15 protein-coding genes are annotated in these 13,769 nt (G+C 61.9%); 11 read left to right on the top strand and 4 right to left on the bottom strand.

Annotation, left to right across the window (positions count from 1 at the left end; genetic code table 11):
- Window positions 1-4: 4 nt before the first annotated feature.
- The 4 genes from AB4Y97_RS04490 to dapF form a co-directional block, all read right to left on the bottom strand.
- Window positions 5-700 carry an amino acid ABC transporter permease gene (locus tag AB4Y97_RS04490; RefSeq protein ID WP_441997817.1) on the bottom strand — a complete coding sequence of 232 codons (696 nt, stop codon included), beginning with the start codon at window positions 698-700 and terminating at the stop codon, window positions 5-7.
- A 68-nt stretch (window positions 701-768) separates the two neighbouring features.
- Window positions 769-1,560 (bottom strand): transporter substrate-binding domain-containing protein, encoded by a 792-nt coding sequence (locus AB4Y97_RS04485; protein ID WP_441997816.1) that lies wholly within the window; start codon window positions 1,558-1,560, stop codon window positions 769-771.
- 52 nt (window positions 1,561-1,612) lie between these two features.
- Window positions 1,613-2,368 (bottom strand): amino acid ABC transporter ATP-binding protein, encoded by a 756-nt coding sequence (locus tag AB4Y97_RS04480; protein ID WP_441997815.1) that lies wholly within the window; start codon window positions 2,366-2,368, stop codon window positions 1,613-1,615.
- Between the two features lie 8 nt (window positions 2,369-2,376).
- A complete protein-coding gene (gene dapF, locus AB4Y97_RS04475; protein ID WP_441997814.1) occupies window positions 2,377-3,225 on the bottom strand; it encodes a diaminopimelate epimerase in 849 nt (282 codons plus the stop codon).
- Between the two features lie 330 nt (window positions 3,226-3,555).
- Here dapF and AB4Y97_RS04470 point away from each other — a divergent pair, with 330 nt between their 5' ends.
- The 11 genes from AB4Y97_RS04470 to modC all read left to right on the top strand — a co-directional run bounded on the left by AB4Y97_RS04470 (window position 3,556) and on the right by modC (window position 13,750).
- Complete coding sequence (locus AB4Y97_RS04470; protein WP_441997813.1) at window positions 3,556-3,990, top strand: OsmC family protein; 435 nt, start codon at window positions 3,556-3,558, stop codon at window positions 3,988-3,990.
- 92 nt (window positions 3,991-4,082) lie between these two features.
- Entirely contained in the window at window positions 4,083-4,961 is an 879-nt protein-coding gene (locus tag AB4Y97_RS04465) for a hypothetical protein (protein ID WP_441997812.1), read from the top strand.
- Window positions 4,962-5,039: 78 nt separating this feature from the next.
- Window positions 5,040-6,287 (top strand): extracellular solute-binding protein, encoded by a 1,248-nt coding sequence (locus tag AB4Y97_RS04460; RefSeq protein WP_441997811.1) that lies wholly within the window; start codon window positions 5,040-5,042, stop codon window positions 6,285-6,287.
- 57 nt (window positions 6,288-6,344) lie between these two features.
- Window positions 6,345-7,277 (top strand): carbohydrate ABC transporter permease, encoded by a 933-nt coding sequence (locus AB4Y97_RS04455; protein WP_441997810.1) that lies wholly within the window; start codon window positions 6,345-6,347, stop codon window positions 7,275-7,277.
- Window positions 7,274-8,146 (top strand): carbohydrate ABC transporter permease, encoded by an 873-nt coding sequence (locus AB4Y97_RS04450; RefSeq protein WP_441997809.1) that lies wholly within the window; start codon window positions 7,274-7,276, stop codon window positions 8,144-8,146. The genes AB4Y97_RS04455 and AB4Y97_RS04450 overlap by 4 nt, the downstream gene beginning before the upstream one ends.
- Window positions 8,147-8,153: 7 nt before the next feature.
- Window positions 8,154-8,858 (top strand): N-acetylmannosamine-6-phosphate 2-epimerase, encoded by a 705-nt coding sequence (locus AB4Y97_RS04445; protein ID WP_441997808.1) that lies wholly within the window; start codon window positions 8,154-8,156, stop codon window positions 8,856-8,858.
- 36 nt (window positions 8,859-8,894) lie between these two features.
- Window positions 8,895-9,965: an ABC transporter ATP-binding protein gene (locus tag AB4Y97_RS04440; RefSeq protein WP_441997807.1), complete on the top strand. Its 1,071-nt coding sequence runs from the start codon at window positions 8,895-8,897 to the stop codon at window positions 9,963-9,965.
- 129 nt (window positions 9,966-10,094) lie between these two features.
- Complete coding sequence (gene msrP, locus AB4Y97_RS04435; protein ID WP_441997806.1) at window positions 10,095-11,039, top strand: protein-methionine-sulfoxide reductase catalytic subunit MsrP; 945 nt, start codon at window positions 10,095-10,097, stop codon at window positions 11,037-11,039.
- Entirely contained in the window at window positions 11,039-11,695 is a 657-nt protein-coding gene (gene msrQ, locus AB4Y97_RS04430) for a protein-methionine-sulfoxide reductase heme-binding subunit MsrQ (RefSeq protein ID WP_441997805.1), read from the top strand. The genes msrP and msrQ overlap by 1 nt, the downstream gene beginning before the upstream one ends.
- Window positions 11,696-11,945: 250 nt before the next feature.
- Window positions 11,946-12,644, top strand: a complete 699-nt coding sequence (modB, locus tag AB4Y97_RS04425) for a molybdate ABC transporter permease subunit (protein ID WP_441997804.1) — start codon at window positions 11,946-11,948, stop codon at window positions 12,642-12,644.
- Window positions 12,641-13,750: a molybdenum ABC transporter ATP-binding protein gene (gene modC, locus AB4Y97_RS04420; protein ID WP_441997803.1), complete on the top strand. Its 1,110-nt coding sequence runs from the start codon at window positions 12,641-12,643 to the stop codon at window positions 13,748-13,750. Before modB ends, modC begins: the two co-directional genes overlap by 4 nt.
- The last annotated feature ends 19 nt before the right edge of the window (window positions 13,751-13,769 follow it).

Genomic DNA, 13,769 nt, shown 5'->3' with positions numbered 1-13,769 from the left:
CACATCAGCCTTGTGCGTTCCAGGCCGGCCCTGCCAGCCATTGCTTGACGCCGTGCGACAGGATGAGGATCACGACATAGATGAGCAGGTATCCGAGCGCGATGGTGAGGAAGCTCTCGTTGGGCTTCACCCGTTCGCTGTTCAAAAGAATGCCGGCGCTGGTGAACTCGAAAACGGTGATGATGGACAGAAGCGACGTGTCCTTGATGAGAACGGCGGTTTGTCCCAGGAGAGGCGGCAGGGTGTTGGCGAAGGCCTGTGGCAGAACGATGTGGCGCAGGCGTTGGCTGTAGTTCATGCCGACCGCTTTGGCGCCCTCGATCTGGCCACGGGGAACGGATTCGATGCCGGCGCGGATGATTTCGCCCATATAGGGCGTGCTGTTGATGACGAGGGCTGCGATCCCGAAATACATATCGTTCCAGCTCTTCGCGAAAGGCAGGAGAGCGGGAAGGCCGTAATAGACGAGATAGATCTGCACCAGCAGGGGCGTTGCACGGATGAAGGCGACATAGGCCGCGACGGGGCGGTTCAAGGCGTCTCGTTTCGACAGAAGCGCCAGTGCGACCAACGTGCCGAGGAGAAGGGAGAGGACAAGGCTGATCCCGGCGGCCGTCAGCGTATTGCCGAGCCCTTCCGCGAAGCGGCCGAGATACTGCGCCACGATCCGATAATTGTAAAAGTCGAGAAGCCAGGTCATCCGGGTCTAGTCGGTCATTACCAGTCGAGAAGGGAGCAGCCGGTCCGAAGACCGGCTGCCGCGATGTCTTACTTGTGGTCTTTTTCCCAGTCGGTGGTGTTCCACCAGTAATTGACCTGGTTTTCGAGACGCCGGTCGGCCGTGATCAGCTCCACGTAGTTGTCGAGCCACATTTTCAAATGGAAGGCATTGGCCTGAACGGCGAAGGCGAGCGGCTCGCGGGTGATCACGCCGTCGAGGATCTTCAGGTTGCCGAACTCGCGTACGAAGTTGGTGACGTTGCCGAGATCCGAGACTGCGCCATCGAGACGGCCGCTGGAGAGAGCCTGGGCCACTGCCGCCGTGCCGCCGGCGAATTCCTTGAGGGTCGCCTTGGGCATGAATTTCTTCACCGCATCGCCATAGGAGCTGGCCTGTGTGGCGCCGATGTTCAGACCTTCCTTGTTGAGATCCTGCCAAGCCTTGGCCGATGCGTCCTTGCCTGCGACCGCGACGGTCTCTTGGTAGAACATCGGGCGCGAGAACAGGAGCTGCGCGGCGCGCTGGGGCGTCGGCGTCATGTCGGCGGCGATCATGTCGACCTTGCCGGCGAGCAGCGCCGGAATAAGGCCTTTCCAGTCGTAATCCTGGATCACGAGCTTCACGCCGAGATCGGTCGCCATCATCTTGGCGAGCTCGACCGCAAGGCCCGTGCGCTCACCCTTCTTGTCGACGAAGCTGACGGGCGCGCCCTGCGTCTGGACGGCGATGCGCAGTTCGCCGCGCTTGAGGATATCGTCCATCTCATCCGCATGGCTGGCGGTTGCCAGACCGAAGCAGGCTGTCACCGCGGCCATGATGACGTTGCGAAGTTTTCTCATTGGTCTTCCCTCTTGTGAGCCGTTGAGGCGTCCTCCCTGCGCGAAACCCGCGTCAGAGAATCTGGTCGAGAAATGCCCGGGTCCGTTCCTGGGACGGCGAGGCGAAGAAGGTTCCGGGCTCTCCTTCTTCCACGATCCGCCCCGCATCCATGAAGACGATCCGGTCCGCGACCTCGCGGGCGAAGCCCATCTCGTGCGTGACCACGGCCATCGTCATTCCTTCACCGGCGAGCTTGCGCATCAGGTCCAGAATGCCGCCGACCATCTCGGGGTCGAGCGCGGAGGTCGCCTCGTCGAACAGCATGATCTTCGGATCCATGGCCAGCGCTCGGGCAATCGCCACACGCTGCTGCTGGCCGCCGGAGAGCTGGCTCGGATAATGGTTGGCGCGGTCCGCGATGCCGACTTTCGTCAGCAGATCCTGGGCCCGGGCGAGGGCCTCGCTGCGCGAGCGCTTACGGACGACCATCTGCGGCAGCACGACATTCTCCAGCGCCGTCTTGTGCTGGAACAGATTGAAGTGCTGGAACACCATGCCGATTTCAGCGCGCATGCGGTTGAGATCCGTCCCCTTGTCGGTGAGCGACACGCCATCCACAATAATGCGGCCGGAATCGAAGGTCTCAAGGGCATTCAAGGTACGCAACAGAGTGCTCTTACCGGATCCGGATGGGCCGAGGATGACCAGGACCTGCCCGGTCTCGATGGTCAGCGATACATCGTCGAGCGCGCGATGTTCGCCGCGCCCATGGGCCGAGCGGAACGTCTTTGAAATATGTTCGACGGATACGATGGGATTCGCGGTCATCTCTTGTTCTATTGTAGATCCCCTGGAAGGCGGCCGGAGAAAGCGATGGCGATGGGGCCAGTAAGGGTGATGCTCTCGTCGTCGTGGATATCGACCTGTAGAATGCCTCCTGGCATATCCACCGTCACGCGCTCCTCCGAGGTAAGTCCCCGCCGCCGCGCCGCAAGAACGGCTGCGCAGGCGCCGCTGCCGCAGGCCTGGGTGAGGATACCCGGGCGTTCCCAAACGACGAGGCGCAGCCGGTCGGGCGAAACCAGTTCAGCGATGCCGATATTCGCGCCCTCGGGCAGGAGGGGGCTGTTCTGGATAGCCGGTGCCCAGCGGGGCACATCGACGGCGTCCCGGCTCTCGACGAAGCAGACGAGATGCGGGTTTCCGACATTGACGGCAGTCGGTTGGGCGAGGGGGCCTGACGAGAGATCAAGAGCGAGCGTGTCGCACGGGGCGGCGAGGGGAATCGCCTGCCAGTCCCAGCGCGGCGAGCCGAGCCGGAGTGCGACCTTATCTCCATCGGATCGGGAGCCCTCGATCAACCCGCCGAGCGTTTCGAGAACCAGGCTGTCTTTTCCGCTTTCCTGGAGCAGAAGCCAGACGACGCAACGGGTCGCATTCAGGCAGGTCTGCGCTTCGGTGCCATCGACATTGTAGATCCTCATTCTCCCGTCCGCGCTAGGCACGGATGGCGGCTCGATCACCAGAAGCTGGTCGCCGCCCACACCGACATGGCGGTCGCAGATCTGGCGAATGATGTCGCTCGCAGGCTTGAACGGCTCCGCGCGCCCGTCGACAACGACGAAGTCGTTGCCCAAGCCATGCATCTTCAGGAACGGCCGACCGGAGAGATTGATAGGAGCCAAGGGCGACACTACGCAAAATATTGAAGACCTGCCAGGATGGCCTGACCGGTCGAAGGCCGGAGACTGATTGTTCCCTTGCTGCAAGTCAAGCGATGGTACCGAGGTTCTGAGCACCTGCCCGCGCCGTCAAAATTCTCTATAGAGCCCTGAAATATCAATGCATAGCCGACCTGATCTTTGTTCTCGCGCGCGAATATCGTAAGGGGGCAGTGGTTTCGGGGACGTTTGCTTTATCGAGAGGCGAATGTCGGCAATGCTTATCGGTGCTGCCATGCGCGCATCGTATAAGACGATAGTCTATACTGTGGGCGAAGAGCCCAGGAGCACGCCATGAAAGCAAGAGTAAAACTGGTTGACGGGATGACATTCGTCGGGGAGTCGGGCAGCGGCCATGCGATCGTCATAGACGGTGCGCCGGAATATGGCGGGCGCAATCTCGGCATCCGGCCAATGGAGATGCTGCTGATCGGCCTCGGCGGCTGTACGGCTTTCGACGTGGTGCAAATTCTCCGGCGCGGGCGCGAACAGGTCACCGATTGCGTCGTGGAGATGGAGGCGGAGCGGGCGGATACCGATCCGAAGGTCTTTACGAAGATCCACGTCATCTATCGAGTGACTGGACGGGACCTCGCCCCGGCCAAAGTCGAGCGCGCCATCGAACTCTCCAAAGAGAAATATTGTTCTGCCTCGATCATGCTGGGGGCTGTAGCCGAGATCACGCATGAGTGGACTGTGATCGACGAGACTCCCGGGAAGGCCGCCTAGCGGCGGGCTGGCGCTCTTTTGCCGGGAAAGTCGGTGAAAAGCCCATAAGACCACTATGGACAGAAGGCGACCAATATGAGACCAGTGGAAGCGTGAGCGAAACTGGTCTCAATACCTGCTTCCGGTCCCTCTACCGGCAATCGCTTCCGGGATCTCGTGTCAACGAGGACGGTTGTGGTCTGCTCGGTCGCTATGCGTGGATCGTCGATGGCGCGACAGGGGTATCGGCCGGACGGGTGACGTCCGGGCCGAGCGATGCGGCATGGCTTGCCGGCATGATCGGCGAGAAGCTCGCCTCCCTCCGCGAGCCCGAGCGGTCAGCGGAAAAAACTCTATTCGAACTGCAGATGGATCTCGGCGAGGCCTTCGATGCGGCGGTCGGGCAGACTTTCGAGATCGACGATCATATGGCCCCTTCGGCGTGTCTCGGCCTTGTGGGCATCTTCCCCTTAGAAAGAGCTGGATATCGGCTCGAAGGCTCCTTTCTCGGGGATGTCGTTGCGCTCGTGCCGACGAGAGAGGGTATCGTCCGCTGGACGGATGAGCGCGCGAAGCCTTTCGAGCAGCGGACCCTGGCCGCTCTTGGTGCGGGCGGTCATGAGCCGGGCCTTATCCCGGAAGGTGCCAGGCGGCAAATTCTGGAGAACCGATCCAAACTCAACAGCCCTGATGGCTACTGGGTGGTGCATCCGCGCCGCGCATGGGCAGGCAGGGAGCTTCGTTTCACGGCAGATATCGCGCCCAGTGAGCCCATCGTGCTGGCGACGGACGGCTTCATGCGTTTGGTCGATATTTTCGGCGTCCATACGGATGCTTCTCTCCATGTGGCGCTTGCTGTCGGTAGAGGCGATGAATTGATGCAAGAATTGCGCGGGCTGGAGCGGCGGGACGACATGGCCGATGCCTATCGCCGCGTCAAAACCCATGACGACGCAACGGTTCTGGTGATTGCCGCCGAACCCTGCGGCTGATGGAATTCCGAAGGATGGGCCTCAAACGGCAGATCTTTCGGTGGTAAGGAGGAGACTTCAACAATGAGGGGACTCACAATGAAGCTGACAAGACGAATGATGATGGGCGTCGCCATGGGCGGCTACCTTCTCTCGGCCGGGGCCGCCATGGCCAAGACCGAACTGACTTTCTGGAGCTGGCGTCAGGAGGACAAGGCCTTCTACCAGGACGTCATCAAGAAGTTCCAGGAGAAAGAGCCTGACATCTCGGTGAAGTTCGAGACCTACGCGCCCGAGAACTACCAGACCATCCTGTCCACGGCTTTGGCCGCCGGACGCGGTCCGGACGTGATCCAGGTTCGCGCTTACGGCAATCTCGAGGCGATTGCTTCGCCAGGTTACCTGCTTGCTCTCGACAAGCAGAGTGTTCCCGAGCTGGCGAACTTCCCGGAGCCGGCGCTCGCCGCCGAGACGCTGCGGTCGGACGGCAAGGTCTATGCCGTACCCTTCGCCATGCAGGCCCAGCTCGTGGTCTACAACAAGAAGATCTTCAAGGATGCCGGCGCGAACGCGCCGAAGACCTGGGATGAGCTGATGGCGCTCGCTCAGGCCCTGAAGGCCAAGAACATCAATCCCTTCGCGAACGGCACGGCGACGGCCTGGCAGAACGAGACCATCGTCGGCGGCCTGCTGTCGTCCATGCTCGGCAAGCAGTTCGAGGAGGACATCGTTTCGGGCAAGGCGAACTTCACCGATCCGCGCTTCGTCAATGCGCTCGCCAAGCTGAAGGATATCAGCCAGTACTTCTCGCCGAACTTCACCGGCGTCGACTACCCGTCCTCGCAGCAGCTCTTCGTGGCTGGCCGCAGCGCGATGTTCGCCGGCGGTTCCTACGAAGTCGCGAACTTCAAGAGCCAGAATCCGTCCCTCGATCTCGGCGTGTTCCCGGCACCTGTTCTCAAGGCGGGCGATCAGGCGCTGATTGCCACCTATTACGACGGTGGCTATGCGGTGAATGCCAAGACCGAGAAGAAGGACGCGGCGCTGAAATTCGTGCGCTTCCTCGCCACTCCCGAATACGGCACGGCCTTCACCAATACCTTGAAGAACCTGTCGCCGATCAAGGGCATCAAGATCGAGGATGCGATCACGCAGGACGTCGCGAAGCTCGCCGACAATTCCATGTCCTACCTGATGCTCGTGCGCTTCCGCTACCAGGAGCCGAGCGGCTCGGTTCTGCTCCAGTCGAACGTGCAGAAGATGCTTGCGGGTCAGCAGACCCCCGAGCAGGCCGCGACCGAAATCAACAAGGGCATCGCGACCTACTACAAGCCGTTCCAGAAATAAGACCGACCATGGCGGCGTGCTCCGGTACGCCGCCATTTCTCTTTCCGAGTTCAGCCCATGCCCGTCTCGCCCAAGCAGGCCCGAACGCTGAAACATCGTAGCTGGGTGGCGTTCCTCGTCGTCCCGCCGATCGTCTTCATGTCGCTTTTCGTGGTCTATCCGATCCTGTCGGCCTTCGCCTACGCCTTCTATGAATGGCGCGGCCTGGCGCGCGGCGAGTTCGTCGGCCTTGCGAATTTCAAGGACGTGCTGTTCGGACCCACCATGGGGCCCGTGGTCTGGAACGCCTTCCTGCACAACGTCCAAGCGCTTGTCGCGCTGATGATCATCCAGAATGGCGGCGGGTTTCTGCTTGCCTGGCTGCTCTACAAGGAGCCTTTCGGCTTCCGCTTCCATCGTGTCGCCGTGTTCGTGCCGGTGGTGCTCTCGACGATCATCGTCGGCTTTCTCTGGAAACTGTTCCTCAATCCGAATTTCGGCATCGTGAACCAGGCATTCTATTCGATCGGCCTGGATTTTCTGGCCAAACCATGGCTCGGCGATTCATCCACCGCGCTCGGCGCGCTTATTCTTGCCAATGCCTGGCATTTCGTCGGTTTTCCGACGCTTGTCTATCTCGCGGGCATGCAGCGCATTCCCTCCGAGATCATCGAGGCGGCCCGCCTCGACGGCACTACCGAGTGGCAATTGTTGAAGAACGTCGTGTGGCCGCTCGTGGCGCCGAGCACTACCATTCTCTTCACGCTCCTGTTCATCGGCGCGTTCAACTGGTTCGAAATTCCCTACGTGATGGTGGGACTTGACGGTTCACCCTTCGGTACTACCGACGTCCTCGGCCTCGTGTTCTATCGCACGGCCTTCGGCAACCAGAGCGCCAGCATCCAGAACTTCGGGCAGGGCTCCGCACTCGCCACGCTGCTCTTCCTGTTCATCGTCGTCTTCGCGTCGATGCTCACCTTGTGGCTGCGCCGCCGGGAGATCCAGTTTTGACGATCGCATCGACCTCTTCCACCTTATCCGACCGGTCGGACGCGCCATCGCGGCAGATCTCGTTTGCGTTCCTGGCGCAGATCATTCTGATCATGAACTCCTTCATCATGCTCTATCCGGTCGTGGTGATGGTGTTCTCGGCTTTTAAGACGACGGGCGAAATCTTCGAGCATCCCTTCGCGCTTCCCGATTTCACGCAGGTGCAGAATTTCGCCCGCGTGCTCGGCGAGACGTCGATGCCGACCTATTTCATGAATTCGATCCTCGTCACCGGCGCATCGATTGTTCTCATCCTCGTGCTCGGCACCATGGCGGGCTATGCGGTGGCGCGTTACGAGTCCCGCACGAACACTTTCATTCTGCTTTTCTTCCTCGCAGGCCTGATGCTGCCCTTGAAGCTCGCGGTGATTCCGCTGTTCATCCTGTTGCGGGATCTGAACCTACTCGACAGCCGCTGGAGCCTGATCGTCACCTATACGGCCATCGGCCTGCCTTCCGCCGTGTTCATCATGGCCGGGTTCCTGCGCTCTCTCCCGTCCGAGCTGGAGGATGCCGCCCGGATCGACGGCGCGTCGGAGCCGCGCATCATGTGGTCGGTCATGCTGCCGCTGGCGCGTCCGCCCATGGCGATCGCCGCCATTCAGAATGCGGTTCCGATCTGGAACGACTTCTTCTTTCCCCTGGTCTTCATCCAGACGGATTCAGCCAAGACCTTGCCGCAAGGTCTCACCACCTTCATGGGCGAATACACCACCGATTGGGGCATGCTGTTCGCCGGCCTCACCATCGCGGCCGCGCCCATCACGCTCCTCTACATCGCGCTGTCACGCCAGTTCATCCAGGGCATGACCGCAGGCGCCGTGAAATAGGAGGACAATGATGCTGATCCCCAAAGGCGCCCTCGTCGTTTCCTGCCAGGCCCGCGCCGACAATCCGCTTCACGGCCCGGTCTTCATGTCGGCCATGGCCCGCGCGGCCGCGGCTGGCGGAGCGCAGGGCTTTCGCGCCAACGGCGTCGAGGACGTAGCCGCAATCCGTGCACTCAGCACGCTCCCGATCATCGGTATCGCGAAGGTTTTCGACGACAACTTTCCGGTCTACATCACGCCGGATTTCGAAAATGCTTCGCGCATCGCCCAAGCTGGCGCAGACATCATAGGGCTCGACGCCACGCCGCGCCGCCGCAATGGCGGGCCGGTCGAGAATCTGATCGGCCGCATCCGCACGGAGCTTCAGCGGGAGGTGTTCGCCGATATCTCGACCCTGGAAGAGGGCAGGGCGGCCCATGCCTATGGCGCCACTTATGTCGCCACGACCCTGGCCGGCTATACGGAAGAGACAAAAGCCGGCAGGGGCGACGGGCCTGATCTGGATCTTCTGTCCGCTCTCGTGACAGCGGTGCCGGCGCCCGTGGTCGCGGAGGGCCGCTTCGATACGCCGGATCTTGTCGCGGAAGCCTTCAGGCGTGGAGCGCATGCGGTGGTGGTTGGAACGGCGATCACCAATCCGCGCGAAATCACGAAAAAGTTCGTTCAGGCGACAAAGCCTTGGGCGAGCGAACGGAACACGAGCGCTTCCTGAAAAAGGGAGCCCATCTGTCACGAGACGGAGTGAGTTATGGCTAACGTATCGATCCGCGATATCCGAAAGTCCTTCGGACCGGTCTCGATCATCAAGGGTGTCGATATCGACATTGCCGATGGCGAGTTCGTCATTCTCGTCGGCCCGTCCGGTTGTGGAAAATCGACCTTGCTGCGGATGATCGCAGGGCTGGAGGATATTACCAGCGGTGACATCCGCATCGGTTCACGGGTGGTCAACGATGTGCCGCCGAAGGATCGCGACATCGCGATGGTGTTCCAGTCCTACGCGCTCTATCCGCACATGACCGTCGCGGAGAACATGGCCTTCTCGCTCAAGCTCAAGGGCACGCCCAAGGACGAGCAAAAGAAGCGCGTGCAGGATGCTGCTGCCTCCTTGGGGCTCATCCCGCTCCTCGACCGCTATCCGCGCCAGCTCTCCGGCGGCCAGCGCCAGCGCGTCGCCATGGGCCGGGCCATCGTGCGCGATCCGCAGGTGTTCCTGTTCGACGAGCCGCTGTCCAATCTCGACGCCAAGCTGCGCGTGGCCATGCGGGCCGAAATCAAGGAACTGCACCAGCGGCTCAAGACCACGACGGTCTATGTCACCCACGATCAGATCGAAGCCATGACCATGGCCGACAAGATCGTGGTCATGCATGACGGCATCGTCGAGCAGATCGGTGCGCCGCTCGAGCTCTATGACCGCCCGGTCAACCGGTTCGTGGCCGGCTTCATCGGCTCGCCGGCCATGAACTTCATCGATGGAACGCTGGGAGAGGGAGGGCTGGCCTTGCCGAGTGGTGCCGTACTGCTGCTCCAGAACAGCCCACCGGCTTCAGCCGGTACCAAGCTCACCTACGGCATCCGGCCGGAACACCTGCAGCTTGTCCCGGCAGGCCTGTCGGGCGCCATTCCGGCGACTGTTTCCGTCATCGAACCGACTGGGTCCGACACGACATTGATCGTCAAGGCCGAGGGTGGCAACCTGACGGTTGTGCTACGGGAGCGCGTCGATCTTAAGTCCGGTGAGGCCATCGGCCTGAAACCGGCCGCCCATCAGGCGCATCTGTTCGACGAGCACGGAAAGCGTATCGCCTCGGTTTGAGGCGATCGTGGCGGCACCGTAGAGGTCGGCGGTTTTTCACCGCTGGATGGGGCTATAACATAAACGTGAAAGCACTCTTCGCACGCTCGGGTGTACCCACTACAATCGGGTCCTAAATGAGGTGCCGCCGTGCTGATCCGCCGCCCTGCCGATATCCCGCCCTCCGAGATCATGTCTCGGGAAGCATATCTCAATCGCCGTCAGCTGATGGCCGGCGCTGCTGGCCTTGCTCTTGCGGCAAGCCTTCCCGGAACGTCGCAGGCTGCATCGCTGGCCACGGTCAAGAGTTCGTTCTCGACCGACGAGAAGCAGACCAGCCTCCAGGATGTGACGAACTACAACAATTATTACGAATTCGGCGTCGACAAGACCGCTCCGGCCGCTCATGCCCATATGCTCAAGACTTCGCCATGGACGGTCAAGGTCGATGGCTTGGTCGGGAAGCCTGCCGAGTTCGCGCTCGAGGATCTGATTAGCTCGTCTGCCCTTGAGGAACGCATCTACCGCATGCGCTGCGTCGAGGGCTGGTCCATGGTAATTCCATGGGACGGCTTTCCCCTGGCGGACCTGATCAAGCGCGTCGAACCGTTAGGCAGTGCCAAGTACGTCGCCTTCGAGACGGCTTACCGTCCGGAGGAGATGCCCGGGCTGCAATCCATGTTCCCGGTTCTCGAGTGGCCCTATGTGGAAGGCTTGCGGTTGGACGAGGCGATGCATCCGCTGACCATCCTCGCCGTGGGCCTTTATGGCGACAAGCTGCCCAATCAGAACGGAGCGCCCATCCGCCTCGTGGTGCCGTGGAAGTACGGGTTCAAGGGCATCAAGTCGATCTCCCGCATCAGCTTCGTCGAAAAGCAGCCGGTCACGTCCTGGAGCCGGCAGGCGCCGGATGAATACGGCTTTTACGCCAATGTGAACCCGAGCGTGGATCACCCGCGCTGGAGTCAGGGCACCGAACGGCGGATCGGCGAGGGCGGGTTGTTTGTCAAGAGGCGGCCGACATTGCTCTTCAACGGTTATGCGGAACAGGTGGCCGAGCTTTATTCCGGCATGGACCTGCGAAAGCTCTACTGATGGACGCTCGAACCCCGAGGCAGGCGGCGAAGCGTAGCGTCACCGTGTCTCAAATACCGAAGATCGCTCTTTATATCGTCGGTTTCATCCCGGCCGTCTGGCTGTTCTATCAGGGCGTCAACGACAATCTCGGCGCGGATCCGATGCGCTATCTCGAGCAGGCGCTGGGCCTATGGGCCCTGCGCTTCCTCGTGGCCACCCTGGCGGTCACGCCGCTGCGGCAGATCTTCAGCATCAACCTGCTGCGCTATCGCCGGGCGCTCGGGTTGCTCGCTTTCTATTACGCGGCACTGCACCTTTCGACCTATCTGATCCTCGATCAGGGACTCGATGTCGCTGCGATCTGGGCCGATATCGTGAAGCGGCCTTACATCACCATCGGCATGGCGACCTTCGTCATCCTCATTCCTCTTGCCGTGACCTCCAACAACGCCTCCATTCGGCGGCTCGGCGGGCAGGCCTGGGCGAGGCTGCATCGCCTCGTCTATCTTGCCGCCATCGGCGCGGTGCTGCATTTCCTGCTGGTGGTCAAATCCTGGCCGCCGGAGCCCCTCGTCTATACGGCCATCGTGCTCGGGCTTTTGGGATACCGGCTCCTGCGCCCGATCGCCAGAAGGTTTTCTCCCAAAGCCTCCCCGAGACGGCGTGCCGCTTGAAGGCGGTGACGGCTGCGTTAGGATGCCAAGAGCCGCAGGAGAGAGGCCACATGCAATGTGCGTATAGCAGATCGGGGACCTCTCTTCAGGCTGGCTTGCTGGGGCCGACATTGGACTTCTGCGTTTTCGCATCCGCAGCCTCGGCCCAACCCGATGCGTGGGCCTCCCTGGACTTTCTGCTCTTGGCCCAAGCGAAGCCTCTCTTCGGGCGGCAGGGTTTCGCCTTCTCCGACAAACCGGTCTCAGATTCTTGAGCGCCTGGCTGACCCCGGAGGAATGGACGGCCGTCGGCCTCAGCCTCAAGGTCGCCCTTGCGGCGATGGTCGGCAGCCTTGTACCGGGCATCGTCGTCGCGATGCTATTGGCGCGCGGGCGCTTCTGGGGGCGTCAGGCGCTCGATGTCATCGTCCATCTGCCCCTGATCCTGCCGCCTGTGGCGGTCGGCTATTTCCTGCTGCTCGGTTTCGGCCGGCGCGGACCCATCGGTGCGTTCCTGGCCGAGCAGTTCGGCATCGTGTTCTCCTTCCGCTGGACCGGGGCTGCGCTCGCCTGCGCCATCATGGGCTTTCCGCTGCTTGTGCGCGCCATACGCCTGTCCATCGAGGCGGTAGACCGCAAGCTCGAGGAGGCCGGTGAAACGCTGGGCGCGCATCCGGTCTGGGTTTTCCTGATCGTCACGTTGCCCTTGATCCTGCCGGGCATCCTGGCCGGAATGGTTCTCTCCTTCGCCAAGGCGATGGGTGAGTTCGGGGCGACCATTACCTTCGTCTCCAACATCCCCGGCGAGACGCAGACCCTGCCGTCGGCCATCTATACCTTCACGCAGATCCCAGGAGGTGAGGGCGGTGCGTTGCGCCTGACGCTCGTGTCCATCGCGATTTCGACCGGGGCGCTGTGGACATCAGAATGGCTGGCGCGGCGAGTCCGGCGGAGGGTATCGGCCGAATGAGCCTCGACGTCGATATCAGGCACGAGCAGGAGGCCTTCCGGCTCCAAGCGCGCTTCCATTCCGAGGGCCGTCTGACGGCCTTGTTCGGGCGCTCCGGTGCGGGCAAGACGACGCTCGTCAATGCCATCGGCGGCCTCATCCAGCCGCGCCAGGGCCGGATCGTGATCAATGGGCGGGTGCTCGTCGATACGCGGCGCGGCATTGCCGTGCCCAAACACAAACGGCGTATCGGTTATATCTTCCAGGAAGGGCGCCTGTTTCCGCATCTGAGCGTGGGGCAGAACCTGCTGTTTGGACGATGGTTCACGCCCCGCCGCGAACGTGTCGCCGATTTTGATGGAATCGTCGGGCTTCTCGGGATCGGCCATCTGCTCGACCGGCGGCCTTCAACCCTGTCTGGCGGCGAGAAGCAGCGGGTCGCCATCGGACGGGCATTATTGGCGGATCCGCAGCTTCTTTTAATGGACGAGCCCCTGGCATCGCTGGATGACGCCAGAAAGGCCGAGATCTACCCCTATATCGAGCGGCTGCGGGATGAGAGTAGCGTTCCCATCGTCCTCGTCAGCCATTCGGTGCCCGAGATCGCCCGGCTGGCCACTTCCATCGTCGTCCTCTCGGAGGGACTGGTGACGGCCTCTGGGCCAGCGGCGGAAATCCTCCGGCATACGAGCCTTTTCCCGCAATTCGGCCCCGCCGAGGCGGGGGCTCTGATCGAGACGCGGGTGCTGCGGCACGAGGATGTCTTCGATCTGACGATCCTGCAAGCCAAGGCCGGAACGCTGACCGTGCCCCGTCTCGATCTGTCCGTCGGTGCGCCGATGCGGGTCCGCCTTCGGGCCCGCGACATCATCCTGTCCCTGAAGCCGCCCGAAGGGATGAGCGCGCTGAATGTCCTGCCCGGGACGATTGTCTCCATCGACGGGCCGGACGGATCGAGCGTCGATGTGACGCTCGATTGCGGCGGCGAGAGCCTTGTCGCCCGGGTGACCCGGAAATCCGTGGAGCATCTCAGCCTGACGCCGGGACTTCCCATTCACGCCATCATCAAAAGCATCGCTTTCGATCCCGAGGCCCTGGGTCGTGTCCCGCATGACGACCACCCTTGAACTCATTTCACGAGACTTG

The organism is Microvirga sp. 2TAF3, from assembly GCF_052114965.1.
Taxonomy (GTDB): Bacteria; Pseudomonadota; Alphaproteobacteria; order Rhizobiales; family Beijerinckiaceae; genus Microvirga.
The sequence above is the reverse complement of the archived record's forward strand: the minus strand, read 5'-3'. Positions and strand labels throughout refer to the sequence as shown.